We start from the raw sequence: 26,045 nt of genomic DNA on the forward strand, positions 1-26,045 counted from the left end.
CGGGCGGAACTCTGCCGGGCGCTACTCGGTCGCGATCGCACGGAGAACGTTGAGTCGCGCCGCCCGGCGTGCGGGCCGCAAGCCCGCCACCAGCCCGGCCAGCAGGCCGACGAGGGCGACCACCGTCAACGGGAGCGGCGGCAGCGCGAAGGCACTGGTGCCGGCCGAGTCGGACGCCTTGACGAGCACCCAGCCGAGGAACGCGCCGAGCCCGAGCCCGCCCGCCGTGCCGAACGCGGCCACCAGCACCGACTCCCAGCGGACCATGGCCCGCAGTTGGGCCCGGGTCTGGCCGACGGCGCGCAGCAGCCCGAGTTCCCGGGTGCGTTCGTGGACGGCGAGGGTGAGGGTGTTGGCGATTCCGAGCAGGGCGATGACGACGGCGAGCGCGAGCAGGGCGTAGACCAGCGTGAGCATCATGTCGATGCCGCTCGCCGAGGAGGCGGCGTACTCGGCGCGGGTCTGCACCTCGGGACTGCCGTACGCGGCGGCCGTCCGCTCGACCGCCTGCTTGCCTTCGGGCAGCGGGACGCCGGGCCTGAACGACACCGCCACCAGGCTGTCGGAGTCCTGGACGCGGTGCGGGGCCCAGGCCTCGCGGGTGAGCAGGTAGTCGCCCGCGAGCTCCCTCTCCGCGTACACGGCACGGACGGTGAAGGTCTGCTTCTGTCCGTCGGGAAACGCGAGTTCGGCCGTCGAGCCTGGGTGCCAGCCCCTCTTGCCGGCCTCGTCGGCGGAGACCGCGAGGCCGTTGGCGCCGAGGCCGGCGAGCGAGCCCTGGACCGTGCCCAGGTCGAGCACGCCGGAGAGTTTCGCCGGGTCGGTGACGGTCAGGGCGCGCCCGCCGCCGTCGACGTCCGCGACGCCCCTGCCGAGCCCGACGGCGGTCTTCACCTCGGGCAACTTGCTCACCGCAGGCGCCAGTTGGGGGCTGATGCCCGCGCCGCCCGCACCGAATGCCCTGGCACTGACGGCGACATCGCCCGCGAAGGACTTGGACACCGTCTGGTCCATGGTCGTCTTCAGCGAGGCTCCGAACACGGTGAACAGGGACACGACGGCGACGCCGATCATCAACGCGGTCGCGGTGGCGGCGGTGCGCTTGGGGCTGCGCAGCGCGTTGCGCCGGGCGAGGGAGCCGGTGATGCCCCGCACCTTGTCGAGCGGGCCGCCGAGGAGACGTACGGCGTAGGTGGACGCGACGGGGCCGAGCACCACGAAGGCGGCCGGGGTCAGCACCGCTCCGGCACCCGCGAGCAGCACGTTCGGGCCGGTGAGCACTCCGGCCAGGGTGACCGCGACACCGGCCGGGAGCAGGATGCCGCCGGTGATTTTGCGTCCGCGGGAGGCGCCTGACTGGTCGACGGCCGTTTCGCGCAGCGCGGCCAGCGGCGCGGTGCGGCCGGCCCGCAGCGCGGGCAGCAGCGCCGAGCCGAGGCAGACCAGGACGCCGACGGCGACGGGCAGGGCGGCGGAGAGCCCGCTGATCACCAAGTCCCCGTTGGGGAACGGGAATCCGATGGCCGGGAAGAGTGCCTGAAGGCCGGCCGCGATGCCGATACCGGCGAGCACACCGGCCGCCGACGCCGCGATCGCTACGGCCGTTGCTTCGGCGAGCGTGGCGGCGGCGACCTGCCGCCGGGAGGCGCCGAGCGCGCGGAGCAGGGCGTTCTCGCGGGTGCGCTGGGCGACGACGATGGCGAAGGTGTTGTGGATGGAGAAGGTCGCGACGAGCAGGGCGATGCCGGAGAAGACGAGCAGGAGGGTGGTGAAGAGGTCGAGGAACATTCCGGCGACCATGTCGAGGCTCTCGGCCGACGCGGCCTTGCCGGTGATGGCCTCGACTCCGGTCGGCAGTACGGGAGTCAGCTTGTCGACGAGTTGCTGCTGGGTGATGCCCGGGCCCGCGCGGACGGCGATGGAGGAGGCCTCGCCGGGCCTGGGGGTGAGGTACTTCTCCGCGTCGGCCAGGGTCAGTCCGGCGTAGGTGACCTGCCCCATGCCGTCCTGGCCGCCGAAGGTGGCGATGCCGACGATGCGTACGGTGACGGGGTCCGGGGCGCGCAGCACGGTCGTGTCACCGAGCTTGAGACCGCCCTTGTCGGCGGCGCCCCGGTTGACGACGACCTCGCCGGGCGCCCGCGGGGCGCGGCCCTGGGCCAGTTGATACGGGTTGAGCTTCGGGTCGGTGATCCAGTTCCCGGCGCGGGTGGGCGGTCCCTGGCCGCCGATGGGTTGGTGGTCGGCGCCGACGAGCTGGCCCGAGCCCTCGACGACCGGGACGGCGGCCGCGACGCCGAAAGTGCCCTGGACCTTCGTGACGAGGGAAGTGTCGACGGGGCGGCGGGTGCCCTGGCCCTGTCCTGGGACGGTGACGACATTGGCGCTGCGGACGACGGCGTCCGTGCCTCCGTTGGCGCTGGTGAAGAGGGTGTCGAAGCTCGCGCGCAGGGTGTCGCCCATGACCAGCGTCCCGGCGAGGAAGGCGACGCCGAGCAGGACGGCGACAAAGGTGCCCGCGAAGCGGCGCCTGTGGGAGCGCAGGGAGGTGAGGCCGAGGCGCAGTGAGGCGTTCATGTCCCTTGCCTCCCCTGGGAGTTGACGCCGTCATCGCTCTGCGAGAGCAGGCGCATCCGGTCGAGTACGCGCTCCGCGGTGGGGTCGGGCATCCGGTCGACGAGGCGGCCGTCGGCGAGGAAGAGGACCTCGTCGGCGTGCGCCGCGGCGACCGGGTCGTGGGTGACCATGACGACGGTGCGGGCGGTCTGGCGCACGGTCCGGCCGAGCAGGCGCAGGACTTCCTCACCGGAGCGCGAGTCGAGGTTTCCCGTCGGCTCGTCCGCGAAGACGACGTCCGGGCGACCGGCGAAGGCGCGGGCGACAGCGACGCGTTGCTGCTGGCCGCCGGAGAGTTCGCCGGGGCGGTGGTGCAGGCGGTCGCGGAGGCCGACGGTGTCGACGAGCGCCTCGATCCACTCGCGGTCGCCGCGCTGCCCCGCGAGATCGAGGGGCAGCGTGATGTTCTCGGCGACGGTGAGCGTGGGGATCAGATTGAAGGCCTGGAAGACGAAGCCGATCCTTTCGCGGCGCAGCAGGGTGAGCCTGCGGTCGTCGAGCGCGCTCAGGTCGGTGTCGCCGATGAAGGCGGAGCCGGCGCTGAGCGTGTCGAGCCCGGCTGCGCAGTGCATGAGGGTGGACTTGCCGGAGCCCGAGGGCCCCATGATCGCGGTGAAGCGTCCGGCGTGGAAGTCGACGCTCACCCCGTCCAGGGCCCTCACTTCGGTGTCACCGGTGCCGTACACCTTCACGGCGTCGACGACCCGGGCTGCGGTGGCGGTGCGTACAGCGGTGCTCATGCCGCACCGCCCTTGCCCCCAGGGGTCGGGTTCGCGCGCCCGAAGTGCTCCTCCAGAACGGAGATCCGGCGCCAGTACTCCTCCTCGTCGATCTCGCCGGCCGCGAACCGGCGGCCGAGGACGGCGATGGGCGAGCGGTCGTCCAGGGGCGGGCGCCACGGTCCGCGGCGGCCTCGCCGACCGGTGCGGCGCAGCACCGTGACGACGGTGAAGATCACGGCTGCCCAGACCAGCGGGACGAAGAAGATCCAGGGTCCGGGTCCTGCGTAGGCCAGGGTGTTCATCTCGGTCAGCTCCCTCGGGGGGTGGTTCCTTGGTGCTTCGAGCCTCCCGCCGCACAGGGGCCCGAGTCGTCGTACGGCCAGCGGCAGTCGGCGTACCCCGCAGGGAGTAGACCGGGTTCCGCCGACTGCTCTGGATTCTGTACCTACTGGTATGTACAGTGGGCTTCATGAGCACTCCGGAGCGTCTGATCGAAGCCACCCGCGAGCTGTTGTGGGAGCGGGGTTACGTAGGCACAAGCCCGAAGGCGATCCAGCAGCAGGCGGGCGCCGGGCAGGGCAGCATGTACCACCACTTCGCGGGCAAGCCCGATCTGGCGCTCTCCGCGATCCGGCGCACCGCCGAGGAGATGCGCGGCGCCGCCGAGGCCACGCTCGGGGGCGGCGGCACGGCGTACGAGCGGATCTCGGCGTATCTGCTGCGCGAGCGCGATGTGCTGCGCGGCTGCCCGGTCGGGCGCCTCACGATGGACCCCGAGATCATCGCCAGCGCAGAGCTGCGCGCTCCGGTCGACGAGACGCTCGACTGGCTGCGCGGACGCCTTGCCGGGATCGTCCAAGAGGGCCTGGACCAGGGCGAGTTCAGTGCCCACCTGGTGCCGCGGGAGATCGCCGCGGCCGTGGTGGCGACCGTCCAGGGCGGCTACGTCCTGGCCCGCGCCTCCGGCTCGCCCGACGCCTTCGACGCGAGTGTGCGCGGCCTGCTCTCGCTGCTCGCCCCTGTCGGCACAACCCAGTGACCACCGCCAACCGCCCAGCGAAGGAACGGTCGTACGTGCACATCACCCGCCAGCGCCCCGACACCCAACCCGGACCGGCCGAGAACTTCACGGGCGCGGTCTGGCTCGACGAGATCGCCTCGCCCCCACCCCCTTCCCGGCTGCGGATGTTCAGCGTCCACTTCGCCCCTGGCGCCCGCACCGCCTGGCACCGCCATCCGCACGGCCAGGTCCTGCATGTGACCGAGGGCGAGGGTCTGGTGCAGCGCCGGGGCGGTGAGATCGAGCCGATCCGGGCAGGCGACACGGTCTGGATCGAGCCGGACGAGTGGCACTGGCACGGCGCCGGTCCGCGCACGTTCATGACGCATCTCGCGGTCGTCGAGGCGGCCGCCGACGGCGCGACGATCGAGTGGGACTGCCACGTCGGAGCCGACACGTACCCGGCCATGGCCGGCCCCGCTGCCTGAGGAGTACGCGATGCACGCCATGAATTACGAGATCACGCTGCCCGCCGACTACGACATGGAGATCATCCGCAAGCGCGTCGCCACCCGGGGCCACCTCCTGGACGACTTCCCCGGGCTCGGCCTCAAGGCGTATCTGATGCGCGAGCGCGGAACCCGATCGCCGGTCAACTCCTATGCCCCGTTCTACCTTTGGGCCACTCCCGAGGGCATGAACTCCTTCCTGTGGGGCCCCGGGTTCCAGGGGATCGTCGACGACTTCGGGCGTCCGCGGGTGCGGCACTGGACGGGTCTGGCTTACGCGGAGGGTCCCGCGTCCGGGGCCGCGCCGAGCACGGCGACCCGGCTGCGCCTGCCCGTGCCGGAAGGCGTCGAGCCGGCGCGGTTCGTGGCGGACGAGGTGGCCCGGGCGCTGGACCCCGGGGTGGTGGCGGGCGCCGTGGCCATCGATCCGAGCCGCTGGGAGCTGGTGCGGTTCACGCTCTGGGAGCAGCCCGATCCACCGGCGGAAGGCGACCGGTTCCAGGTGCTTCACCTGTCGGAGCCCGGGCGCGCGGGGCTGCGGTCGGGACGGCAGTGGTGAGCGCGGCACACACGGTGCTCGGCGAGGTTCCGGCCGACCGGCTCGGTGTCGTCGACGCGCACGACCACCTCTTCATCCGCAGCCCTCTGTTGCCGGGCCGGGAACTCGACGACGTCGGGGACGCGGCGGCCCGGCTCGCCGGGTTCGGCGCCCTCGGCGGCGGCACGGTGGTGCAGTGGACGCCGTACGGCATGGGGCGGCGCATCGCCGAACTGCCCACGCTGTCACAGGAGTCGGGGGTGCACGTCGTCGCCGCCACCGGACTGCACCAAGCCGCCCACTATTCGGGCGAGTTGCTCGATTCGGTACGTGACCGGCTGGCCGAGCTCTTCGTGGGCGAGCTGACCGAGGGCATCGGCGACACGGGCGTCAGGGCGGGCCTGATCAAGGTGGCGGGCGGCTTCCACGGGCTCGACGAGCACGCCGAGTTCACGATGCGGGCCGCCGCCGAGGCGCACCACCGCACGGGCGCGCCGATCGCCGTCCACCTGGAGCTGGGCACGGGTGTGCTCGACGTACTCGACCTGCTGTGCGGGGAGTTGGGGGTGGCGCCCGGGTCGGTGATCCTCGGGCACCTCAACCGCTCACCCGACTTCGCCGTGCACCGCCTGGCCGCCGAAGCGGGGGCCAACCTCGCCTTCGACGGGCCTTCGCGGGCCAACCACGCCACCGACTGGCGGATGCCGGACGCGCTGCGGGCGCTCGCGGACGCGGGGTTCGCCGACCGGCTGCTGCTGGGCGGGGACACCGTGACCCCGGACACCCCGGGCATGCCGTATCTGCTGCGCCGGGTGCGGCCCAGACTCGAACTCGCCCTGGGCAAAGGGGTGTTGGAGCAGATCCTGGTCGCCAATCCGGCGCGGGTCTACGCCTGGTGAGTGAGCGCGCCGAGCGGGTCGTCGAGCACCGGCTGCCAGGCCAGCTCGGCCGCTCCGACCAGGCTGTTGTGGTCGAGGGAGCAGGCGAGGATGGGTACGCCGCCGCTCCGGCCCCACAGGCTGCGGTCGGCCACGACGGCCCGCAGCCGGTCCGGGTCCGCCTCCAGGAGCGCCTTGTGCAGGCCGCCGAGGATGATCCGGTCGGGGTTGAGGATGTTGACGAGTCCGGCGAGGCCGAGGCCGAGCCGGTCGATGAGTTCTTCGGCGGCGCGGCGGATCGTGACGTCCGCGTACTCGTGGCGCAGCAGGGCACGTGACTGTTCGAGGAGCGACACCTCGGGTCCTGGCGTGCGACCCGCCGCCGTGAGGAAGGCGAGCGGGTCGGCCTCGACGTCGAGGCAGCCGCGGCTGCCGCAGTAGCAGGGGCGGCCGTCCGGGTTGACGGTGAGGTGGCCGACCTCCAGGGCCAGGCCCGAACTCCCGCTGTGCAGACGGCCGTCGAGGACGAGCGCGCCACCGACGCCGCGGTGGCCGGTGGCGACGCAGAGCAGGTCCTTGGCGCCGCGGCCCGCGCCGTGCCGGTGCTCGGCGAGGGCGGCGAGGTTGACGTCGTTGCCGGTGAAGGCGGGGCCCGCGATGCCGGCCGCCCGGACGCGTTCGGCGAAGATCTCGCGCACCGGGGAGCCGGCGGGCCAGGCCAGGTGGAGCGGGTTGAGCGCGGTGCCCTCCGGTTCGGCGACGGCGGAGGGGACGGCGAGGCCCGCGCCCACGCAGCGGCGGCCGGTGCCCTTGAGGAGGGCCGCGCCCGCGTCGACGACCTCGCCGAGCACCTGGGCGGGGTCGGCCGAGACGATCACACAGCCGGGGTCGGTGGCGACGATCTCGCCGCCGAGGCCCACGAGCGCGGCCCGGTAGCCGTCGGCGTGCACCTGCGCGGCGAGCGCGACGGGCCCGCTGTCGTTGACGGCGAGCCGGTGCGAGGGGCGGCCCTGGGAGCCGGCCGCGGCGGGCCGGGAGTCGACCTGGATCAGACCGAGCGCTTCGAGCTCGGCGGCGACCGCGCCGGCGGTGGCGCGGGTGACGCCCAGCTCGGCGGTGAGCACGGCGCGGGTCGGGGCGCGGCCGGTATGCACCAGTTCGAGCGCGGGGCCGAGCGCGCTGCGGCCCCTCTCCAGCCTGGTCCGGGTGGTCGTCGCCTTGCCGTTCATGGGGGCGAGTCTCCCATGATCCCGACGGAACCGGTTCTTCCGGCAGTTGGCCGGGCGACAGGTCCGGATCGGTCTCCACTCCCTGGGGCTCCGCCGATGCATCCTGCCGGGGTCGACGCCGCTGAAGGGCGCGACAAACTGCGCGGCCGGCCACACACGGCCCGCGGGGTCCGGGCCCACCGCCCGAGGGAGCCGGCACCAGTGTCGCGAGGGGCGCGGGGAACTGCGCGAGCGCCACCCACGGTCCGCAGACCCAGGGGCAGCGGGGTCCGGGCACAGCCCGGGGATGCCCGCACCGCATCCCGCCAAGGGCGCGGGGAACTGCGCGAGCACCCCCGCACGGTCCGCGGCTGAAGCCCCCGCCCTGGGAGGGCCCGCCGCTCCAACCGGTTGATGCACCCACCCCACCACCCCTATCCTGACTTTGTGCCGCTACTAAACAAAGTCCGGACGGCCGCTCCGGGGGGGCCTGGCGAAAACACCGCCGCACCCTCCCTGTCCCGCCTCCGCACCGCCCTGACCGTGTTCTTCGCCCTCGACGGCTTCCTCTTCGCCGGCTGGGTGGTCCGCATCCCCGCGATCAAGCAGCAGACCGGGGCCTCCGCGGGCGAGCTGGGGCTCGCCCTGCTCGGTGTGTCCGCCGGGGCGGTGGTGACGATGGTGCTGACCGGCCGGCTGTGCCGCCGGTTCGGCAGCCATCCGGTGACCGTCGTCTGCGGCGCGCTGATGGCGCTCGCCATCGCGCTGCCGCCGCAGACCCACTCCGCACTCGCGCTCGGCCTGGTCCTGCTGGTGTTCGGCGCCGCGTACGGCGGCATCAACGTGGCGATGAACAGCGCAGCCGTGGATCTGGTCGCGGCGCTGCGCCGCCCGGTGATGCCGAGTTTCCACGCGGCGTTCAGCCTCGGCGGCATGGTCGGCGCGGGCGTCGGCGCGCTGGTCGCAGCCGGCCTCTCCCCCACCACGCACCTGCTGGCCCTGACCGGCGTCGGCCTCGTGGTGACCGCACTGGCCGGGCGGGTGCTGCTTCGCCATCCGGCGCCGGCGCACGCGAGCACATCCCACACCCAGGGACGCCGGCTCGACGGACGGGCCCGGCGCCTGGTGCTGCTCTTCGGCGTGATCGCGCTGTGCACGGCGTACGGCGAGGGCGCGATGGCGGACTGGGGCGCGCTGCACCTGGAGCAGGACCTGTCCGCCGCACCTGGTGTCGCGGCCGTGGGCTACTCGCTGTTCGCCCTGGCCATGACGGCCGGCCGGCTCTCCGGCACAGCGCTGCTCGAACGGCTCGGCCAGACCCGCACCCTGGTGGCGGGCGGCCTCACGGCCAGTGCCGGCATGCTGCTCGGCGCACTCGCCCCGACGGTATGGCTCGCCCTTGCCGGATTCGCCGTGATGGGCCTGGGCCTCGCCAACATCTTCCCGGTCGCCGTCGCGAGGGCGGGCGCGCTCGCCGGGCCCGGCGGGGTGGCGGCGGCCTCCACACTCGGCTACGGCGGCATGCTGCTCGGGCCGCCCGCGATCGGGCTGCTCGCCGAGTGGTCGTCACTGCCGGTCGCCCTGACCACGGTCGCGGTCCTGTCCGCGGGCGCCGCGCTGATCGGCTACACCGCGCGGCACGCGACGGCGTCCCAGACCTGAGCCGAGCGCCAAAGCCTCAACTCACCACTGCCGCACGGCAGTTGACCGCAACGGCGCTCCACGGCCTACCGCCCGGCCCGGCTCCCGAGCATCCGGGCGAGCACCGCGCGCTGGAGCGGCAGCACCTCGGCATGGCGGGACCGGCCGGAATCGGTGATCGCCACGCTCACCCCGCGCCGGTCCTCGCTGCACATCCCCCGCGTGACCAGGCCGTCCTTCTCCAGGCGGCCGATCAGGCGGGACAGCGCGCTCTGGCTCAGGTGGACGCAGGAGGCCAGCTCCTGCACGCGGAACGCGCAGTGCGGCTCGCCCTTGCGCCCCTCGGCCAAGATGTCCAGGACCTCGAAGTCGCTCGCGCCGAGCCCGTACGCATGGAGCTCGCGGTCGAGTTCGCACGTGGTGCGCGCGTGGAGCGCGAGGAGCTCCCGCCATTCCGCCACGAGCAGGCGCTCGGTCTTCTCAGCTGCCATGTCGGCACGGTAGCAGAGCCGGGCGATTTTGTTGCATTGACATTAAATGCGCTCGCATTCAATGCATGCACATGTAATCTCGGCCAAGCAAGCACCGGGGGAGGGACGGCCGGTGGGCGACGGTTGCCCACCGGCCGTCCCTGCTGTGAGACTTCGCGCATGGGGACACGGAGTGGGGCCGAGCGGGACGCCATCACGATCGAGATCGGATACGCGCTGGTCAGCGCCCTGTTCGCGGCCGGCGTGGTGTTCGGCGCGATCGGCGGCTCCGGCTACGCCCTCGAACTCCCGCACCCCCTGCGGCGCGTACTGCTGCTCATCGGCGGCGCCTGTGCCCTCGTCGTCTTCGTCTGGCGGACCGTGCACGTCCTGTGGCGCTTCCCGTACGGGGCCGGCCGCGGCCCGCGTCAGCCCAGCCAGCCGGGGCGCACCAGCCCCGACTCGTAGGCCAGAACCACCAGTTGGGCCCGGTCGCGGGCGCCGAGCTTCACCATCGCCCGGCTGACGTGGGTCTTCGCGGTCAGCGGGCTGACGACGAGGCGGCGGGCGATCTCCTCGTTGGAGAGCCCGATGCCGACCAGGGCCATCACCTCCCGCTCCCGCTCGGTGAGTTCGGCCAGGGTGTCGGCGGCGGCCGGCTCCTTGGAGCGCGCGGCGAACTCGGCGATCAGCCGCCGGGTCACCCCGGGCGAGAGCAGCGCGTCGCCGTCGACCACGGCCCGGACCGCGCGCAGCAGTTCCTCCGGCTCGGTGTCCTTCACGAGGAAGCCGGAGGCACCGGCGCGGATCGCCTCGAAGACGTACTCGTCGAGCTCGAAGGTGGTGAGCATGACCACCCTCACGGCGGCCAGGTCCGGTTCGGAGGTGATCCGGCGGGTGGTGGCGAGGCCGTCGAGCCGGGGCATCCGGATGTCCATCAGGACGATGTCCGGCCGCAGTCGGCGCACCAGGCCCAGCGCCTCCTCACCGTCGGCGGCCTCCCCCACCACCTCGATGTCGCCCTGGGCATCGAGCAGCGCCCGGAACCCGGCGCGCACCAGGAGCTGGTCATCGGCTAGCAGCACGCGGATCAAGGGGTCTCCTTCGGATGGGCGGCCAGGGGAAGCCGGGCGGTCACGCGGAAGCCGCCGCCCGCGACCGGTCCCGCGTCGATCGTGCCACCGAGCGCGGCCGCCCGCTCCCGCATGCCGATCAAGCCGTTTCCGCTGCCGCCCGCGTCACCGCCGGACGGCGGCCCGTCGTCGTCGACGCGCAGCAGCAGGGCGCCGGATTCATAGCCGACCGCGACCCGTGCGGTGCGCGCGGCGGAGTGGCGTACGACGTTGGTGAGGGCCTCCTGCACGATGCGGAAAGCGGCCAGATCGGTGCCGGGCGACAGCGCCTCGGACTTGCCGGTGATCGTGGTCTCGACGGTGAGTCCGGCGCTCGCGGCCTGCTCGACGAGTTCGGGGAGCCTTTCCAGGCCGGGCGCCGGGGAGCGTGGCGCCTCGCCCGGCGCGCGCAGCGTCTCCAGGACCTGGCGCACCTCGCCGAGCGCCTCCTTGCTCGCGGACTTGATGGTGGTCAGCGCGGTGCGGGCCTGCTCGGGGTCGGAGTCGAGCAGTGCCAGGCCGACGCCGGCCTGGACGTTGATGACGGAGATGCTGTGGGCGAGCACGTCGTGCAGTTCGCGGGCGATCCGCAGCCGCTCCTCGTCGGCCCGCCGTTTCTCCGCGGCGGCCCGCCCTGCCCGCTCCCTGGCCCACTGCTCCCTTCGTACGCGCACGAGTTCGGCGACCGCGGCGATCGCCACCGCCCAGGCGGCGACGCCCACTTCCTGGCCCCAGGGCGCGGCGGAGTCACCCGAGGGGGGCAGCCACCGGTAGAGCCAGTGGGCCACGAGGAGGTGCCCGAGCCAGAGCATGGCGATCGCACCCCAGGCCTGGCGTCGGTGTCCGGCGATGACCGCGGTGAAGCAGCCGACCATGACGGGCAGGAAGACCGGGCCATAGGGATATCCGGCGCCGAGGTAGACCATGGCGGCCGCCGAGGCGGCGAACACCGCGACGACCGGGTGGCGCAGGCGGATCAGGAGCGCCGCGCAACTGGCGACGAGGAGCACATGGGCGAACGCGTCGAGCGGCGCCCGGCCGGTCTGGGAGTGCGCGGCGAAGTGGGAGCCCACCAGGACGAACACGGTGAGCGCGGCCGTCGACGGCCACGGCAGCCGGGGGCCCCGCCGGTCCTCGTCGTCGGGCCCCTGCACCCAGCGCCGCACGAAGGGCGGCGGCCCCTCCCGGCGCCGGGGCGGACCGCCGCGGCCGGCGGCGCGCGGTGACTGCTGCTCTTCCATACCGGCCACGCTAGACCGGGGGCGGCGGCCGGGGCGTCAGCCGTGCGAGGTGATCACGCGTACTCCGCAGGGAGTACCGGACCGGCCGGGGTGCCGGGTCAGGCGGGCAGCACCAGGCCCACCGAGCGGGCCAGCTGCTCGGCGGCGTGCGTGAAGAACGGATCGCGGTCCTCGACAACCCGCCGGAACTGGCCGAACACCTCGAACAGGATGAGGCCGAAGAGCTGCGCCCAGGCCGCGACCAGGGCGACGACCACCGCCGGAGGCAGGTCGGGGGCGAGTTCGGCGGCCATCCGCTCGGCCTCGGCACGCAGGGGTACGGCGAGCGGCGGCGGGGCGATGCCCTTGCCGTGGTGGGCGTCGCGGGCGATGGAGACAAGGACGAGCCCGACCCGGGCAGCGGGGCCGACGGTCTCCTGGGGGGCTGTGTAGCCGGGGACGGACGACCCGTAGATCAGGGTGAACTCGTGGGGGTGGGCCAGCGCCCAGGCGCGCACGGCGCGGCAGACGGCGGTCCAGCGGGCGGCGGGCGACGCGGCCTTGCGCTGCTTGGCGAGGGCCTGCTCGGCGGCTTCGCCCACGGCGTCGTAGGCGTCGATGATGAGGGCGGTCAGCAGGTCGTCGCGGCTGGGGAAGTAGCGGTACAGGGCCGAGGAGACCATGCCGAGCTCGCGGGCGACGGCACGGAGCGAGAGCTTGGTCGCGCCTTCCGTGGCCAGCTGCTTTCTGGCCTCGTCCTTGATGGCCGCGGTGACTTCGATACGTGCCCGTGCGCGGGCTCCCTGGACGGTGCTCATGGCCCCAGTCTGCCAGTCCGGAGAGCAGTGGCCAAGAACGCGACTGCCGCACTGGAACCGGAGCGCCGCACATTGATGAGAGCACTGCTCTTGCTTTGGAGCACCGTTTCGGTGCACACTGCTCACGAACGAGAGCACCGCTCTCGCCCACGACCCGCTCGCCGCCCGCCGCTCGCCCACCCGCTTACTCACCCCCAGGGGAGACACACCATGTCCGCATCCGTACACGTCAAGAAGCCCGGCTGGTTCACGGTCAACGTCCTCAACCGGTCCGTCGCCTGGCTGACCCGGCGCGGGCTCAGCGTCTGGGGCTCCCGGGTGCTCGCCGTCCGCGGGCGCAAGAGCGGCGAGTGGCGGCGCACCCCCGTCAACCTGATGACCTTCGAGGGCGGGCAGTACCTGGTGGCCCCGCGCGGGCACGTCCAGTGGACGCACAACATGCGGGCGGCCGGTGGCGGCGAGCTGCACCTCGGCAAGAAGGCCGAGGCGTTCACCGCGGTCGAGGTCTCCGACGACGACAAGCCCGCCCTTCTTCGCGCCTACCTCAAGCGCTGGAAGGCCGAGGTCGGCGTCTTCTTCAACGGCGTCGGCCCCGACTCCAGCGACGAGGAACTCCGCCGGATAGCCCCCGACCACCCCGTCTTCCGCATCACGATGACCCAGTGACCCCACCCTGCTCACCTGCCCCCCCGCCCCCTCCCCCGGACCCCAGGCCCCGCGCCCCACGCCCGGAACTCATCGCCCGGACTCACCGCCCGGCGCTCAGTGCCCGAGCAGAGCCCTCAACTCCGGTTGCAGCAAAGGCTCATGGGCCCGTACGAGGTCGTCGCACAGGTCCCAGATCCGCTCGACGGGCAGCGTCGCCGCGGTCGCCGGATCGCTCATCGCGGCGTGCCGGATGTGGCGCGGCTCGCCGAGCACGGCGGCCCGCACCACCAGGTCGGTCACGGAGACGTAGCCGCGGTTGAGCGCCGCGCACTGGGGCGGCAGGGCACCGATCCTGGTGGGCTGCACCCCCAACGCGTCGACCAGGCAAGGGACTTCGACGACCGAGTCGGCGGGCAGGTTGTCGATCAGGCCGTGATTGGGAACGTTGCCGTAGACGGTGCGCGGGGTGCCGGTGACGATGCTGTGGATGATCTGCGGGGCGTACTCCATGGTCCCCGCCACCGGCAGCGGCCGCCCCGAGGCCAGTGCGTCGCGGGTGCGGGCGTAGGTGGCGAGGTTGTCCTCGACGATGTCGAGGTAGACGCCCACCGGCAGGCGCAGCCGGTCGATCTCCGCGTCGTGGTGCAGATACCAGGGCACGTACTCCGAAGAGTGCTCGCTGGTCTCGGTCGGGTAGTGGCCGAGCCTGCGATACATGTCGACGCGTACCCGGCGAAGGAGTTCGGGATCCTTGGCGATGGCCTCGTCGAGGAGTGGATACAGGTCCTGGCCGGCGCGTTCGAAACGCAGCACCCAGGACTGGTGGTTGACCCCGGCGGCGAGGTAGGTGACCTCCTCGAAGGGCGTGCCGATCAGTTCGGACAGGTCGTGCATCGTCCAGTACACGGAGTGGCACAGGCCCACGGCCCGCAGCGCGGGGGCCACCCGGTGCAGGTAGAGCAGGTTCATCGCCATCGGGTTGGTGTAGTTCAACAGGTGGGCGTCCGGGCAGAGTTCGGCCATGTCGGCGGCGAGCGAGCGCAGCAGCGGGAATGTACGCAGGGCGCGGAAGATGCCGCCGATGCCGAGGGTGTCGCCGATGGTCTGGCGCAGCCCGTAGCGGGCCGGGATGTCGAAGTCGGTGCGGGTGGCCCGGTTCATGCCGATCTGGACGGTGTTGATGACGAAGTCGGCACCGTCGAGCGCCGCCCGCCGCTCCAGGTGGGCGCTGACCAGCGGCGTCGCGCCGAGCTCGGCCGCGATGTGGTGGGCCGCCGCCTCGCTGGTGGCGAGGCGTTCGGGGTCGATGTCGTGGAGCGCGATGCGGGCGCGGGCGAACTCGGGGAAGGCGAACAGATCGGCCAGCAGCCCCTGGGTGAATTCCACGCTGCCCGCGCCGATGAAGGCGATCCTGGTCGCGGTCATGCCGTGCTCCTTCCGGTCTCGGCCGTGCCGTACTCCCTCACCCCTTGAGCCCGCTCGACGTCAGCGACTGGATGAAGGTCTTCTGCGCGAACAGGAACGCGAGGAGGACCGGAAGGACGGTGATGACGTTGCCCGCCATGACCGCGGACCACTTGGTGTGGTGCTGGCCCTGGAAGGTGGTGAGGCCCAGCTGCAGGGTGTAGTGCGCGTCGTGGTTGATGGCGATGAGCGGCCAGGAGAGGTCGTTCCAGGTGGCGAGGAAGGTGAGGACGGCGACCGTGGCCAGCGCGGGGCGGGCCAGCGGCGCCACGATCGAGACGAGCACCCGCAGTCGCGAACACCCGTCGATCCAGGCCGCCTCCTCCAGTTCCCTCGGCAGCGACAGGAAGAACTGCCGGAACAGGAACACCGCGAACGGTGTGACCAGGGACGGCACGATCAGCGCGCCGAGCGTGTCGATGAGCCCGAGCCACTTCATGACCAGGAACGTCGGGATCATGGTCAGCTGGAACGGCACGGCCATCGTCGCGAGCATCAGCCCGAGCAGCAGCCGCGACCCGGCGAACCGCATCCGCGCGAAGGCGTAGCCGCCGAGCGCCCCGAGCACGAGGTTCGAGGTGACGGCCACCGACGCGACGATGCACGAGTTGAGGAACCAGCGCGGGAACATCGCGTTGCCGAGGACGTAGCGGTACCCGCCGAGGTGGATGCCGTGCGGCCACAGCGCGGGCGGGAACCGGTTGATCTCCGCGTCGCTCATCACGGAGCTGAGGATCAGCCACACCAGCGGCAGCGCGAAGCCGATCGAGAGCGGCGCGAGGAGCAGGTGCCAGGGGCTGAACGGCAGCCGGCGGCGCCGTGCGGTGCGGCCGGCGGACGCACTGACGGAGGCTGCCGCCCCCTGGGTCATCGTGGGCGCGGTCATCGGCCCGCTCCTTCCGGTCGCACAACGCCCGCTCCTGTTACGGGAGTTGCCCCCGTGCTTTCCCGGTGGCTCCGGTACAGGCGCAGCACGACGGCCGCCGCCACCAGGCCGACCGCGAGGACGTAGGCGGCCGCGGCGCCGTATCCGGCGGTGAAGTTCTGGAAGGCCTGCTCCCAGACGAAGTAGACGATGACGGTGGTGGCGCCGAGGGGGCCGCCCTTGGTGGTGACGTACACGAGGTCGAAGACCTGGAGGGCGATGATGAACTGCCACAGGACCAGGAACACCGTGACCGGGGTGAGCGAGGGCAGGGTGACGTGGCGCAGCACCTGCGCCCGGTTCGCGCCGTCGAGGCGCGCCGATTCGACGAGTTCGGCGGGCACGTCCTGGAGGGCGGCGAGGTAGACGATGACGCAGAAGCCGATGCCGCTCCACAGCGAGATGAGCAGCAGGACGTAGAGCGCCTGGCCCGGATCGGAGAGGAAGCCCTGCGAGGAAACGCCGATGTGGTGCAGGAGGGCGTTGGCCACGCCGAACTCGGGGTCGAAGATGAACGAGAACAGCACGCCCTGGGCGGTGGCCGAGACCACGAACGGGACGAACACCAGCGTGCGGTACAGCCCGACGAGCCGGATGCGCCGGTTCAGCGCGAGGGCGAGCGCGAGCCCGCCGGCCAGGCTGAGCGGTACGTAGACGCCCGCGTAGATCAGGGTGTTCTTCACGGCGGTGCGGAACGCCGGGTCCTTGCTGAGGGCGTGGTAGTTGTCGAGCCCGACCCAGCGGCCGGGCGTGACCAGGTCGTCCGCGCGGAAGGAGAGCAGCAGCGACCACAGCAGCGGTACGACGCCGAGCCCGAGAATCACCAGGACGGCCGGGCTGATGAAGGCCCAGGCGGTGGCGGTCTCGCCGCGCGCCCGGCGGCGCCTGGCGGCGCGGGCGGCCGGGGTCGGGTCGAGCGTGAGCGGGCGGGGGGTCCGCGGCCCAGTACTTCTCATCTCTCAGACCCTTCTGGTCACGGAGTCGGCTTCAGCGCGGGATCAGCAGGGCGGCGTCGGCCTTCTCGACGCACTGGCGCATGGCCTTGTCCGGGGAGGAACGCCCCAGCAGGATCGCGACGACGGCCTCGCCGAACGCCTGCGAGATCTGCGGATACGCCGGGTGCACGGGCCGCACCCGCGCGGACTCCAGGGCCTTGGTGAACACCGGGATCCCCACGGTCTTCGCGGAGTGGTCGGCCCACGCCGGAAGGCGTGCGCTCTCCACGCTGAGCGGCAGGCTTCCCCCTCCCATGTCCCACTTGACGTCCTGCTCGGGCGCGATGAGCCACCGGACGAATTCGACGGCGGCCTTCGCGCGTGCGGAGCCGTTGTCGAAGACGGTCCAGGTGTCGGGGCCCGAGATGGTGACGGGCTTCCCGCTGAAGGAGGGCAGCGGCACCACCGTGTAGTCGATCTTCGCGGTGATGATGTCCGCCAGCGTCCAGGGGCCGCCCATCACCATGCCCATGCGTCCGGACAGGAAGACCTGGTACATCTGGGCGCTGCCCGGCTTGGGGTCTATGTAGACGCTCTTGCCCGAGACGAGCGAGGCGATGGTCTCCAGGGCGCGGCGGCCCTGGTCGGCGAAGCCGATGCTCTTGCCGCCCGGCCCGATGATCTCCCCGCCGAGGTCCCACACCATCGGCCAGAGGCGCCAGGTGGTGTCCTCGTCGCCGACGCCGGGCCAGCCGGTGCCGAAGACACCCTTGGAGGCGTCGGTGAGTTTGTGGGCGGTGTCGATGAACTCGGCCCATTTCCAGCCGGGTTGGGGCAGCGGAATCCCGGCCCGCCGGAACAGGGTCTTGTTGCAGACGACCGCCATGGAGTCGACAAGTGAGGGCGCGGCGCGGACCTTGCCGTTGACGGTCACCGCGTCCCGCAGCGAGGGCCAGTAGTCCGTCCAGGGCACGGGCCCGCCGCGCATGGCCGTCGTGAGGTCGACGACGCGGGGGCTGCGGGCGATGCTCGCGATGTCCGAGCCGAAGACGTAGGCGATGTCCGGGTACGAGCCCGAGGCAAGGGCGGCCGTCACCTTCTGGAGCATCACGTCCGAGGTCGACCCGCCGCCCGTATCGACATGGATCTTGGGGTGGGTGCGGTTGAACTCGGCCACCAGGGCCTCGATCGCCTTCTTCGACGTGTCGACCTGGCCGTGCCAGAGTTCGACCGTCACTGTGCCGTCGGGGGCGACGCCCTCGGCGGAGCCGCAGGCCGCGAGGGCCGGTGCGGCGACGGCAGCCGCCGCGCAGCCCGCTCCGGCCCGCAGTAGCGCGCGGCGGTCCGGCGCTCTGTGGGACGAAGGGGCGGTGGAGTGATCCGGGCCGGCGGGCATGATCCGCTCCATCCCTCGCGGGTACGTCCCCGCCTCGGACCCGGGGTCGGATCCTGGCGACTCGGGCCGGTCCTGGGACCCCGGTCGGGGGACCTTGTCGGCTGGGCGCACCTCTCGCGGTGCCGGACCAAGCCGCGGTCCGGGCCACTGGCTGGATGAAAGCGCCTTCTGCGGCCGGGCGTCAAGAGCCCGGAGCCGTGTCGTTGGGGTGCTCCGCCGGATGGTGGTGCCGGGGCCGTGCGCAACGGTCCCGATCCGGCCCCCGACCGGCCGTTATTCGGCCGAACTTGCGACCGGGGACCCACAAGTCACTTTCTTCCCAGTAGATGTGATGACTCATCATCTCTGAGGAGGATCTCGGTGAAACCCCTGCGCAGACTGCGCGTTCTCGTCGGGACGGCGTTCGCGGCCCTCGCCGCCACCGCGCTGATAGGCACCGGCACCGCGCAGGCGGCGACGGACGGCGGTGCGGCGACGGCCGCTCTGTCGGCCCAGCGTCCGGCCGCGTGCTCCGGCGCGTACCAGGGCGACGAGCGGCTCGGCCCGCAGTATCTGCCCCGGCCCTGGAACGGGCCGGTGGGGCCGCTGGTCCTCGGCTACCACCGCACCGGACACCTCACCCCGCCGACGTTCCTCGCCACGTTCTGGGACACCACCGCCGGGTCCTGGAAGTACCCGCCGGGCGACGGCTTCGCCAACCGCCCCGACGGCACCCCGGACAAGCACGCGGTCGCGCTGCGCGTCGGCGAGGACCTGGACCGGTTCGGCTCCGAGTACGGCTCGTTCCTCGCCCCGGCGGGGGCCCGCTACAGCGAGCGGGCGCTGCCCCCGCAGAGCCTGATCACCCGTGAGGCCGCCTACCCGTGCGCCTATCACGCGTACGAGGTCGTGAAGTCGTTCACCGTGTGGCAGGGCCGGATCGCGCCCTGGTTCGACCAGCCGGGCGGCGGGCGGCAGATCAAGCTGGACCCGGCGTTGCTCGACCCCGGCCAGGGCCAGTCCCTCAACGTCAAGTGGCTGCTCGACCACGGCTATCTGAAGGCCGAGACCAACCCGACGGCCGCGGCGAGCGCGCTCGCGGGCATCGGCTGAGGCCGGCCGGCGCGGGCCGGGGCGCACGGCCCCGGCCCGTGCCGGTCAGCGGTCGACGGCGTCCAGGGCCTGCCGGGCCATCGGATGCGTACGCACCAGACCGGCCAGGGTGGTGGCACCGCGGGTGATGTCGGCGAAGGCCTTCCACGCGGGCCGGAATCCGGTGATCGCGGCGTGCAGCAGCAGCGGGCGCTTCTCGAAGAGGGTGAGCATCCGGCGGCCCACGCCCATCTCGACGCCGAGCCCGGCCTTGATGGCGAACGCGTAGTTCAGCGCCTGGCGGCGGGCGTCGACGGCGTCCTGCGACTCGGCGATGCGCACCGCCCACTCGCCGGCGAGGCGGCCCGAGCGCAGCGCGAAGGAGATGCCTTCCCGCGTCCACGGCTCAAGGAGGCCCGCCGCGTCGCCGCAGACCAGGACGCGGCCTCGGGACAGCGGCGAGTCGTCGCTGCGGCAGCGCGTCAAGTGGCCGGAGGAGACGGCCGGTTCGAAGCCCGCGAGGCCGAGCCGGGCGATGAAGTCCTCCAGATAGCGCTTGGTGGCGGCGCCTTCGCCGCGCGTCGAGATCACGCCGACGGTCAGGGTGTCGCCCTTGGGGAAGACCCAGCCGTAACTGCCGGGCATCGGGCCCCAGTCGATGAGCACCCGCCCGGCCCAGTCCTCGGCGACGCTCGGCGGCACCGGGATCTCGGCTTCGAGGCCGAGGTCGACCTGCTCGGTCTTCACGCCGACGTGTGCCCCTATGCGGCTGGCGCTGCCGTCGGCGCCGACGACCGCCCGGGCCAGCACGGTCTCCCCGTCGGAGAGGACCACGGCGACGGTGCGCCGGTCGGGCACGGCCGAGCCGTGCTGCTCGACCTTGGAGACGGTGACGCCGGTACGGATCACGGCGCCCTCCTTCTCGGCGATCGCGACCAGGCCCGCGTCGAACTCCGGCCGGTTGATCAGGCCGAACAGCATCTTCTTGGAGCGTCGGGTGCGCGTCAGCTTCCCGTTGAGGGAGAAGGTGACCGCGTGCACCCGGTCCTGGAGCGGCAGCTCGAAGCCGGGCGGCAGGGCGTCGCGCGAGGGGCCGATGATGCCGCCGCCGCAGGTCTTGTAGCGGGGCAGTTCGGCCTTCTCCAGGAGCAGCACCTTGCGCCCCGCGGCCGCCGCCGCGTACGCGGCCGAGGCTCCCGCGGGGCCCGCGCCGACCACGACGACATCCCAGACGGGCCCCGCACCCGGTCCGGTCACCGCTTCGGCGGCGGGCTCGCCCTGGTGCTCTTCCAGCGGTCCGTCCGTCCCGGCGTCTGCGTTCTCGCTGCTCACGATGTGCCTTTGCTCCCCGTCCGACCAGTGGCCCCTGTTGACGACCGCATCCTACGGGGCAGTAGCCCCGCCCTCCTGTCCTGGCCCGTTGTGGGAGGATCGGCCATACCTTCGCCGTACACACACGTGCACCTGCGTATCTGTACATACAACGTCGCACCCACGAGGAGCGTGCCCATGACCGCCCATCCGATCGCCGAGACCATCGCGTCGCTGATGCCCCGCGCCAAGACGGAGCTCACCGAGCTGGTCGCGTTCCAATCGGTGGCGGACGAGGCGGTGGCGCCGAAGAGCGAGTGCGAGGCCGCGGCGAACTGGGTGGCCGACGCGCTGCGCACCGAGGGCTTCCAGGACGTCGCCCTGCTCGACACCCCGGACGGTTCGCAGTCGGTGTACGGGCTGCTGCCCGGCCCGGTGGGCGCACCGACGGTGCTCCTCTACGCGCACTACGACGTGCAGCCCAAGCTGGACGAGTCCGCGTGGGTGACGCCGCCGTTCGAGCTGACCGAGCGCGACGGCCGCTGGTACGGCCGCGGCGCGGCGGACTGCAAGGGCGGGTTCATCATGCACCTGCTCGCGCTGCGCGCCCTGAAGGCGAACGGCGGCGTCCCGGTCTCCGTCAAGGTGATCGTGGAGGGCTCGGAGGAGCAGGGCACCGGCGGTCTGGAGCAGTACGCCGAGGCGCACCCCGAACTGCTCACCGCCGACGCGATCGTCATCGGCGACACCGGCAACTTCCGGGTCGGCCTGCCCACGGTGACGGCGACGCTGCGCGGCATGACCATGATCCGCGTCCAGATCGACACCCTTGAGGGCAATCTGCACTCGGGTCAGTTCGGCGGCGCCGCCCCGGACGCGCTGGCCGCGCTCATCCGCGTACTGGACTCGCTGCGGGACGAGAACGGCCAGACCGTCATCGAGGGCCTGGCCGCGGACTCCGCGTGGGACGGGCTGCAGTACCCGGAGGCGGAGTTCCGCCAGGACGCCAAGGTCCTCGACGGGGTGTCGCTGCCCGGCACCGGCACCGTCGCCGACCGCATCTGGGCCCGCCCGGCCGTCACGGTCATCGGCATCGACTGCCACCCGGTGGCCGGCGCGACGCCGTCCATCCCGGCGAGCGCCCGCGCGCAGATCAGCCTGCGGGTGCCGCCCGGCCAGGACGCGGCCGAGGCGACCAAGCTCCTCTACGCGCACATCGAGAAGCACGTCCCGTGGAACGCCCGGGTCAGCTTCGAGCAGGTCGGCCAGGGCCAGCCGTTCCGCGCGGACATCAACAGCCCGGCCTACACCTCGATGGCCGAGGCGATGGCGGTGGCCTACCCGGGCGAGGAGATGCAGTCCTCGGGCATGGGCGGCTCGATCCCGCTGTGCAACACCCTGGCGGCGCTGTACCCGCAGGCCGAGATCCTGCTGATCGGCCTCAGCGAGCCGGAGGCACAGATCCACGCGGTGAACGAGAGCGTGTCGCCCCAGGAGCTGGAGCGGCTGTCGGTCGCGGAGGCGCACTTCCTGGTCAACTACGCGGAGTCCAAGCGGAGTTGAGCCCTTCTCTTCGGGGGTTCAGCGCTCGGCGGACATCGCCCAGAGCGTAGATCCATGCGTCGAGCGGCGTCACCGACGTACGTTCGCCGCATGGATCTCGTAGAAGTCCTCCCCCGGCTGCACATGTTCCGCTTTCCCGTCGGGCAGGCGTATCTGTGGCGCGACGACGACGGGCTCACCCTCATCGACGCCGGCGACGTGAACGCGGCGGCGCCCATCGAGGAGGCGATCCGCGGACTCGGGCTCGACCCGTCCGACATCCGCCGCATCGTGATCACGCACTGTCACCGCGACCACTTCGGCGCGGCCGGCGAGCTCGCCGAGCGGCACGGCGCCGAGGTGATCGCGCACCGTCTCGACGCCCCGGTGATCCGGGGCGAGCTGCCCACTCCGCAGCCGGTGCTCCTGGACTGGGAACGTCCGCTGTACGAGCACGCGCTGACGGTTCCGGAGGCACCGTCGACCCGGGTGGACCGCGAGGTGGGCGACGGGGACGCGCTGGGCTTCGGCGACGGCGCGGTCGTCGTCCACTCCCCCGGCCACACCGACGGCTCGATGTCGGTCCATCTGCCGCGCTCCGGCGTGCTGTTCACGGGCGACAGTGTGGCCGGGGTCGGCCAGGTGATGGTGGGGGTGTTCAACACCGACCGGGAGCGGGCGCTCGCCTCGTTCCGCCGTCTTGCCGAACTCGCCGCGGACACCGTCTGCTTCGGGCACGGCGACCCGCTGACCGAGAACGCGGCGGCGGTCATGAAGGCCTCAGCCGACCGGGACTCCGGCCTCCAGGTTGAGCACGGTTGACCGCTCCCTCGCCCGCAGCGCCCAGCGCAGCCGCTCGAAGCGGGCGGGCGGCAGCAGCTGCGCGGCCTCCTGCTCACTGACGAAGCGCCAGCCGCGCAGTTCGGCGCCGGGCAGCAGCACCCGCCCGGCCCGCGCGCTGTCGAGCCGGCCGCCGTCGAAGAGCATCCGCAGGCCGCCGAACCCGGGGGGCCTGGGCGGTTCCCAGTCGACCACCAACAGCCTCGGTACGCGGTCGAGCCGGACGCCGAGCTCCTCCTCGACCTCGCGGACGCCGGCCCTGGCGGGGGCCTCGCCGCGCTCGACGACGCCGCCGGGGAACTCCCAGCCGGGCTTGTAGGTGGGGTCGACCAGGAGCACCCGGTCCTGGTCGTCGAAGAGCAGCACCCCGGCGGCGAGCGTCTCGGCGGTGGGCTCGGGGGTCTGCACGATCTCGCATGCGCGGGCCGCTCCGGAGCGGACCGCGTCGGCTATTCGCTCGGCGCTCTCGCGCGGGGTGAGCGCGCTGTTGTCGACGGTGTGCGCGTCGGCGGCGATCCAGCCGAGCGCACGCCGGAAGGCCTCGATGTGCTCGTACGCCCATTTGCGGACGCGCTGCTCGTCGGCCTCGGGGTCGTCGGGGAACTCCACCCGGGCGGCGATACGCGCCCGCAGGATCGTTTCCTCCTGAGTGAGGACCACATGGCGTACGGGGATGCGGCGGGCCGCGAGCCCGCCGAAGATCTCGTCCCGGTACTCCTGCCTCAGCAGGGTCATCGGGACCACGAGCACACCGCCGACCTCCGCGTGCAGCGCGGCCGCGCCGTCCACCACCAGCCGCCGCCAGATCGGCAGGTCCTGGTAGTCGGTCACCTGGTCGAGCATCTTCTGCGGCAGCAGGTGCCGCAGTGCCCCGCCGATCACCTCGGGGTCGTAGAACGTGCTGTTCGGGATCAGGTCGATCAGCTCGCGCGCGGTGCTGGTCTTGCCCGCGCCGAACGCACCGTTGACCCAGACGATCACGGTTCCCCCTCTTCGGTAGCCCCCAGTGGACTGCCCGCAACACCCTGCCACGGAAACCCGCGCCCCGGCTGTGGCCGTCCTTGATCGCGTACCCAACTGTGGCCGGGCTGTTGCCTGCGGGACGCGACCTTCGGGCCCTTGGCGGCGTCTTGATGTACGAGCACCGGCCACGGGGGGCCGTAACGCCGACGGCGGAGACGTCGTTGTGCGGGTGCCGGAAGAGATGACAAGGGGCGACGAAATGCGCCGTACGGTACTGGAACGTTTTCCCGCTGGCGGGCCGTACGGCCACTGGCCGGCCGAGGAGTTCGCACGCGACCGCAGGAACGAAGGGCTCGCGGCCGAGGTCGTGATGGATCTGGAGAGCGACGCCTTCCTGGTCGTCGTCACCCGCCCCGTGCCGGAACCCGTCGGCTGACGCCGCCGCGCCCGCCCTCAGCGCGACGTCCGGATTCCGCCGGTCGGCGCGGGCGGACGGCGTGACCCTCGATGTGTTGCACCGTCCGGGCACGAACCCTGTGCCCCGCACATCGGAGGGCCCCATGTCCAGCACCCGCACGGCCGACCGCGTGAGCGCGGGCGACTGGCCGAAGATCGTCGAGGAGCTCGACGCGTACGGCTGCGCGCCGACCCACCGCCTCCTCACCGCGGCCCAGTGCCGTTCACTGGCCGACGCCTACGACCGGGCCGACCGGTTCCGGGCGACGGTCGACATGGCGCGCCACCGCTTCGGATCCGGGCAGTACCGCTACTTCGCGGAGCCGCTGCCGGATGTGGTGCGTGAACTGCGCGCGGCCTTCTATCCACTCCTTCTTCCCATCGCCCGCGACTGGGCGGAGCGCCTTGGCCGGCCCGCACCGTGGCCGGACACCCTGGAGGAGTGGCTGGCCCGGTGTCACGAGGCCGGGCAGGCCAGATGCGCGCAGATCCTGCTGCGGTACGGGCCCGGCGACTGGAACGCCCTGCACCGCGACGTGTTCGGCGAGGCGGTGTTCCCGCTCCAGGTCGTCGTCGGCCTGGACGCGCCCGGCACCGACTACACCGGAGGCGAGTTCCTTCTCGTGGAGCAGCGGCCGCGGGCCCAGTCGCGGGGCACCGCGACCCTGATTCCGCAGGGCCACGGGCTGGTGTTCACCACCCGGGACCGGCCGGTGGCCTCCCGGCGCGGCTGGTCGGCGGCGCCGGTGCGGCACGGCGTCAGCACCGTGCGCACCGGCCACCGCCGCACCCTCGGCCTCGTCTTCCACGACGCGACCTGAGGGCATGAACTCCCTTAGAAATCGCCGTAGTTGACCTGCCAGGTGGGCAGGCCCATGCGGCGCCAGATCGCCACGACCCGATCGCGGTCGTCGAGGCTCACACGGACGTTGAACCGGTGACGGACATGCGCGTCGAAGAGCTCGGCCTTCACCAGGTCGTCGCGTCGCCCGTCGCCGGCCGGCCGCATCCACAGCTCGTCGTACGGCACGTCGTGCGCGGCGAGCCACGCCTGGGTCTGCGGCCGGAACTCCTCGCCCCGGCCCGAGAGCAGCACGATCTTGTCCCCGTGCGCCTGCCGGAAGCCGGTCAGCGCGTCACGGACGGACCCGTTGAGGCCGTCCTGCTCGCAGCGCGTGAAGTCGTACGGGTTGCGGTTGAGGTTGATGGCGAGCGTGCCGTCGATGTCGCACATCACCGCGCTGGGCAGGGTCTCGTCCGGGGTGTAGGGCTCGACCTCGGCAAGGACGACGGTGTCGTTCATCCAGGCGTCGGTGAGCCGCCATCCGTTGCGTACGGCCTTGGCGTGCTTGTCGGCGAGCAGGCGGATGATGTCCTCGCCGACCGGGTTGGCGCGGGCCGCGTCGCGACGCAGGCACTCCTCGACGGGCACATCCGTGAAGTCGTGCACGACGAACCGGGCCCGGCCCGCGACGGCGGCCTTGAGGCGCTTGGGGATGTTCGGGGTCAGATGCGTGTTGTCGACCACCACGTCGAATCCGGCGGCGATCGTCTCGCGCACGGCGGCGTCCTGGACCGCGAGGACGCTCCGCTCGGCGGCGTACGACCGCTCCCGCCCTTCGGCCGCGTGGTCGAACATGCCGCGCAGGTCGTCGAGGTTGACGCGGCGGCACTGGCCGTCGGAGTCCGCCACGAGCTTGCGGGCGGCGGTGGTCTTGCCGGAGGCGGGCAGTCCGGTCATGACGTGCACGGTGGGCATGGA

General features: G+C 72.5%; 27 protein-coding genes. 12 read left to right on the plus strand and 15 right to left on the minus strand.

From position 1 onward, the window contains the following. Positions 1-21: 21 nt before the first annotated feature. From IE206_RS03960 to IE206_RS03970, 3 genes are read right to left on the minus strand one after another with little or no spacing between them, the layout of a single operon-like run. Entirely contained in the window at positions 22-2,577 is a 2,556-nt protein-coding gene (locus IE206_RS03960) for an ABC transporter permease (RefSeq protein WP_189960450.1), read from the minus strand. Further along, positions 2,574-3,356 carry an ABC transporter ATP-binding protein gene (locus IE206_RS03965; RefSeq protein ID WP_189960451.1) on the minus strand — a complete coding sequence of 261 codons (783 nt, stop codon included), beginning with the start codon at positions 3,354-3,356 and terminating at the stop codon, positions 2,574-2,576. The genes IE206_RS03960 and IE206_RS03965 overlap by 4 nt, the downstream gene beginning before the upstream one ends. Continuing rightward, entirely contained in the window at positions 3,353-3,640 is a 288-nt protein-coding gene (locus IE206_RS03970) for an SHOCT domain-containing protein (RefSeq protein WP_189960452.1), read from the minus strand. The genes IE206_RS03965 and IE206_RS03970 overlap by 4 nt, the downstream gene beginning before the upstream one ends. A gap of 167 nt (positions 3,641-3,807) precedes the next feature. On the opposite strand from IE206_RS03970, the gene IE206_RS03975 reads away from it, so the two are divergent. From IE206_RS03975 to IE206_RS03990, 4 genes are read left to right on the plus strand one after another with little or no spacing between them, the layout of a single operon-like run. Then, positions 3,808-4,377 (plus strand): TetR/AcrR family transcriptional regulator, encoded by a 570-nt coding sequence (locus IE206_RS03975; protein ID WP_189960453.1) that lies wholly within the window; start codon positions 3,808-3,810, stop codon positions 4,375-4,377. A 35-nt stretch (positions 4,378-4,412) separates the two neighbouring features. Further along, positions 4,413-4,826 (plus strand): (R)-mandelonitrile lyase, encoded by a 414-nt coding sequence (locus tag IE206_RS03980; protein WP_189960454.1) that lies wholly within the window; start codon positions 4,413-4,415, stop codon positions 4,824-4,826. A 10-nt stretch (positions 4,827-4,836) separates the two neighbouring features. Beyond that, positions 4,837-5,406, plus strand: coding sequence for a DUF4865 family protein (locus IE206_RS03985; RefSeq protein ID WP_189960455.1), 570 nt, complete (start codon positions 4,837-4,839; stop codon positions 5,404-5,406). Beyond that, entirely contained in the window at positions 5,400-6,284 is an 885-nt protein-coding gene (locus tag IE206_RS03990) for a phosphotriesterase family protein (protein WP_189960456.1), read from the plus strand. Before IE206_RS03985 ends, IE206_RS03990 begins: the two co-directional genes overlap by 7 nt. On the opposite strand, the gene IE206_RS03995 is transcribed toward IE206_RS03990, so the two are convergent. Then, a complete protein-coding gene (locus IE206_RS03995; RefSeq protein WP_189960457.1) occupies positions 6,272-7,492 on the minus strand; it encodes an ROK family protein in 1,221 nt (406 codons plus the stop codon). The two genes, IE206_RS03990 and IE206_RS03995, sit on opposite strands and share 13 nt — an antisense overlap. 426 nt (positions 7,493-7,918) lie before the next feature. On the opposite strand from IE206_RS03995, the gene IE206_RS04000 reads away from it, so the two are divergent. Continuing rightward, the gene (locus IE206_RS04000; protein WP_189960458.1) at positions 7,919-9,133 is read left to right on the plus strand and encodes an MFS transporter; all 1,215 of its coding nucleotides are present in this window, start codon (positions 7,919-7,921) and stop codon (positions 9,131-9,133) included. A gap of 65 nt (positions 9,134-9,198) precedes the next feature. On the opposite strand, the gene IE206_RS04005 is transcribed toward IE206_RS04000, so the two are convergent. Continuing rightward, complete coding sequence (locus IE206_RS04005; RefSeq protein WP_189960459.1) at positions 9,199-9,603, minus strand: MarR family winged helix-turn-helix transcriptional regulator; 405 nt, start codon at positions 9,601-9,603, stop codon at positions 9,199-9,201. Positions 9,604-9,762: 159 nt separating this feature from the next. Here IE206_RS04005 and IE206_RS04010 point away from each other — a divergent pair, with 159 nt between their 5' ends. Then, a complete protein-coding gene (locus IE206_RS04010) occupies positions 9,763-10,050 on the plus strand; it encodes a DUF6332 family protein (protein ID WP_189960460.1) in 288 nt (95 codons plus the stop codon). Here the strand turns inward: IE206_RS04010 and IE206_RS04015 are convergent. From IE206_RS04015 to IE206_RS04025, 3 genes are all read right to left on the minus strand, one after another. Continuing rightward, positions 10,011-10,676: a response regulator gene (locus tag IE206_RS04015; protein WP_189960461.1), complete on the minus strand. Its 666-nt coding sequence runs from the start codon at positions 10,674-10,676 to the stop codon at positions 10,011-10,013. The genes IE206_RS04010 and IE206_RS04015 overlap by 40 nt on opposite strands. Next, entirely contained in the window at positions 10,673-11,935 is a 1,263-nt protein-coding gene (locus IE206_RS04020; RefSeq protein WP_189960462.1) for a sensor histidine kinase, read from the minus strand. Before IE206_RS04020 ends, IE206_RS04015 begins: the two co-directional genes overlap by 4 nt. A 98-nt stretch (positions 11,936-12,033) precedes the next feature. Continuing rightward, the gene (locus tag IE206_RS04025) at positions 12,034-12,732 is read right to left on the minus strand and encodes a TetR/AcrR family transcriptional regulator (protein ID WP_189960463.1); all 699 of its coding nucleotides are present in this window, start codon (positions 12,730-12,732) and stop codon (positions 12,034-12,036) included. 210 nt (positions 12,733-12,942) lie between these two features. Here IE206_RS04025 and IE206_RS04030 point away from each other — a divergent pair, with 210 nt between their 5' ends. Then, positions 12,943-13,398 (plus strand): nitroreductase family deazaflavin-dependent oxidoreductase, encoded by a 456-nt coding sequence (locus tag IE206_RS04030; protein ID WP_189960464.1) that lies wholly within the window; start codon positions 12,943-12,945, stop codon positions 13,396-13,398. A gap of 96 nt (positions 13,399-13,494) precedes the next feature. On the opposite strand, the gene IE206_RS04035 is transcribed toward IE206_RS04030, so the two are convergent. The 4 genes from IE206_RS04035 to IE206_RS04050 are packed head-to-tail and all read right to left on the minus strand — an operon-like array spanning position 13,495 to position 18,100. Beyond that, a complete protein-coding gene (locus IE206_RS04035) occupies positions 13,495-14,805 on the minus strand; it encodes an alpha-glucosidase/alpha-galactosidase (RefSeq protein ID WP_189960465.1) in 1,311 nt (436 codons plus the stop codon). A 37-nt stretch (positions 14,806-14,842) separates the two neighbouring features. Further along, positions 14,843-15,715 (minus strand): carbohydrate ABC transporter permease, encoded by an 873-nt coding sequence (locus tag IE206_RS04040; protein WP_226598832.1) that lies wholly within the window; start codon positions 15,713-15,715, stop codon positions 14,843-14,845. A gap of 11 nt (positions 15,716-15,726) precedes the next feature. Continuing rightward, positions 15,727-16,725, minus strand: coding sequence for a carbohydrate ABC transporter permease (locus IE206_RS04045; protein WP_189960467.1), 999 nt, complete (start codon positions 16,723-16,725; stop codon positions 15,727-15,729). A 31-nt stretch (positions 16,726-16,756) separates the two neighbouring features. Then, positions 16,757-18,100, minus strand: coding sequence for an ABC transporter substrate-binding protein (locus IE206_RS04050; RefSeq protein WP_189960468.1), 1,344 nt, complete (start codon positions 18,098-18,100; stop codon positions 16,757-16,759). Positions 18,101-18,454: 354 nt separating this feature from the next. Here IE206_RS04050 and IE206_RS04055 point away from each other — a divergent pair, with 354 nt between their 5' ends. Then, positions 18,455-19,192, plus strand: coding sequence for a TNT domain-containing protein (locus IE206_RS04055; RefSeq protein ID WP_373300865.1), 738 nt, complete (start codon positions 18,455-18,457; stop codon positions 19,190-19,192). Positions 19,193-19,237: 45 nt separating this feature from the next. Here IE206_RS04055 and IE206_RS04060 read toward each other — a convergent pair whose 3' ends face one another. Continuing rightward, positions 19,238-20,503, minus strand: coding sequence for a geranylgeranyl reductase family protein (locus tag IE206_RS04060; protein ID WP_226598707.1), 1,266 nt, complete (start codon positions 20,501-20,503; stop codon positions 19,238-19,240). Positions 20,504-20,680: 177 nt separating this feature from the next. Between IE206_RS04060 and IE206_RS04065 the strand changes: the two genes are divergently transcribed. Next, on the plus strand, positions 20,681-22,045 hold the full coding sequence (locus tag IE206_RS04065) for a dipeptidase (RefSeq protein ID WP_189960469.1): 1,365 nt from the start codon (positions 20,681-20,683) through the stop codon (positions 22,043-22,045). Between the two features lie 90 nt (positions 22,046-22,135). After that, positions 22,136-22,846, plus strand: a complete 711-nt coding sequence (locus IE206_RS04070) for an MBL fold metallo-hydrolase (protein WP_189960470.1) — start codon at positions 22,136-22,138, stop codon at positions 22,844-22,846. Here IE206_RS04070 and IE206_RS04075 read toward each other — a convergent pair. Continuing rightward, positions 22,805-23,845 carry an NUDIX hydrolase gene (locus IE206_RS04075; protein WP_189960471.1) on the minus strand — a complete coding sequence of 347 codons (1,041 nt, stop codon included), beginning with the start codon at positions 23,843-23,845 and terminating at the stop codon, positions 22,805-22,807. The genes IE206_RS04070 and IE206_RS04075 overlap by 42 nt on opposite strands. A 241-nt stretch (positions 23,846-24,086) precedes the next feature. Here IE206_RS04075 and IE206_RS04080 point away from each other — a divergent pair, with 241 nt between their 5' ends. After that, positions 24,087-24,263 (plus strand): DUF8839 family protein, encoded by a 177-nt coding sequence (locus IE206_RS04080; protein ID WP_189960472.1) that lies wholly within the window; start codon positions 24,087-24,089, stop codon positions 24,261-24,263. A 124-nt stretch (positions 24,264-24,387) separates the two neighbouring features. Next, positions 24,388-25,104, plus strand: a complete 717-nt coding sequence (locus IE206_RS04085; protein ID WP_189960473.1) for a 2OG-Fe(II) oxygenase — start codon at positions 24,388-24,390, stop codon at positions 25,102-25,104. 14 nt (positions 25,105-25,118) lie between these two features. Here the strand turns inward: IE206_RS04085 and IE206_RS04090 are convergent, their stop codons facing one another. Next, positions 25,119-26,042: a phosphatase domain-containing protein gene (locus tag IE206_RS04090; RefSeq protein ID WP_189960474.1), complete on the minus strand. Its 924-nt coding sequence runs from the start codon at positions 26,040-26,042 to the stop codon at positions 25,119-25,121. Positions 26,043-26,045 lie beyond the last annotated feature (3 nt).

Source organism: Streptomyces violascens, from assembly GCF_014649955.1.
Lineage (GTDB): Bacteria > Actinomycetota > Actinomycetes > Streptomycetales > Streptomycetaceae > Streptomyces > Streptomyces violascens.

Bases quoted from the DNA above. Each gene is read 5' to 3' on its own strand.
- IE206_RS03975 (WP_189960453.1), top strand. From the start codon at position 3,808: ATGAGCACTCCGGAGCGTCTGATCGAAGCCACCCGCGAGCTGTTGTGG.
- IE206_RS03995 (WP_189960457.1), bottom strand. From the start codon at position 7,492: ATGAACGGCAAGGCGACGACCACCCGGACCAGGCTGGAGAGGGGCCGC.
- IE206_RS04070 (WP_189960470.1), top strand. From the start codon at position 22,136: ATGGATCTCGTAGAAGTCCTCCCCCGGCTGCACATGTTCCGCTTTCCC.
- IE206_RS03985 (WP_189960455.1), top strand. From the start codon at position 4,837: ATGCACGCCATGAATTACGAGATCACGCTGCCCGCCGACTACGACATG.
- IE206_RS04045 (WP_189960467.1), bottom strand. From the start codon at position 16,725: ATGAGAAGTACTGGGCCGCGGACCCCCCGCCCGCTCACGCTCGACCCG.
- IE206_RS04065 (WP_189960469.1), top strand. From the start codon at position 20,681: ATGACCGCCCATCCGATCGCCGAGACCATCGCGTCGCTGATGCCCCGC.
- IE206_RS04005 (WP_189960459.1), bottom strand. From the start codon at position 9,603: ATGGCAGCTGAGAAGACCGAGCGCCTGCTCGTGGCGGAATGGCGGGAG.
- IE206_RS03970 (WP_189960452.1), bottom strand. From the start codon at position 3,640: ATGAACACCCTGGCCTACGCAGGACCCGGACCCTGGATCTTCTTCGTC.
- IE206_RS04040 (WP_226598832.1), bottom strand. From the start codon at position 15,715: ATGACCCAGGGGGCGGCAGCCTCCGTCAGTGCGTCCGCCGGCCGCACC.
- IE206_RS04085 (WP_189960473.1), top strand. From the start codon at position 24,388: ATGTCCAGCACCCGCACGGCCGACCGCGTGAGCGCGGGCGACTGGCCG.
- IE206_RS03960 (WP_189960450.1), bottom strand. From the start codon at position 2,577: ATGAACGCCTCACTGCGCCTCGGCCTCACCTCCCTGCGCTCCCACAGG.
- IE206_RS04010 (WP_189960460.1), top strand. From the start codon at position 9,763: ATGGGGACACGGAGTGGGGCCGAGCGGGACGCCATCACGATCGAGATC.
- IE206_RS03965 (WP_189960451.1), bottom strand. From the start codon at position 3,356: ATGAGCACCGCTGTACGCACCGCCACCGCAGCCCGGGTCGTCGACGCC.
- IE206_RS04020 (WP_189960462.1), bottom strand. From the start codon at position 11,935: ATGGAAGAGCAGCAGTCACCGCGCGCCGCCGGCCGCGGCGGTCCGCCC.
- IE206_RS04080 (WP_189960472.1), top strand. From the start codon at position 24,087: ATGCGCCGTACGGTACTGGAACGTTTTCCCGCTGGCGGGCCGTACGGC.
- IE206_RS04030 (WP_189960464.1), top strand. From the start codon at position 12,943: ATGTCCGCATCCGTACACGTCAAGAAGCCCGGCTGGTTCACGGTCAAC.
- IE206_RS04090 (WP_189960474.1), bottom strand. From the start codon at position 26,042: ATGCCCACCGTGCACGTCATGACCGGACTGCCCGCCTCCGGCAAGACC.
- IE206_RS04025 (WP_189960463.1), bottom strand. From the start codon at position 12,732: ATGAGCACCGTCCAGGGAGCCCGCGCACGGGCACGTATCGAAGTCACC.
- IE206_RS04035 (WP_189960465.1), bottom strand. From the start codon at position 14,805: ATGACCGCGACCAGGATCGCCTTCATCGGCGCGGGCAGCGTGGAATTC.
- IE206_RS04050 (WP_189960468.1), bottom strand. From the start codon at position 18,100: ATGCCCGCCGGCCCGGATCACTCCACCGCCCCTTCGTCCCACAGAGCG.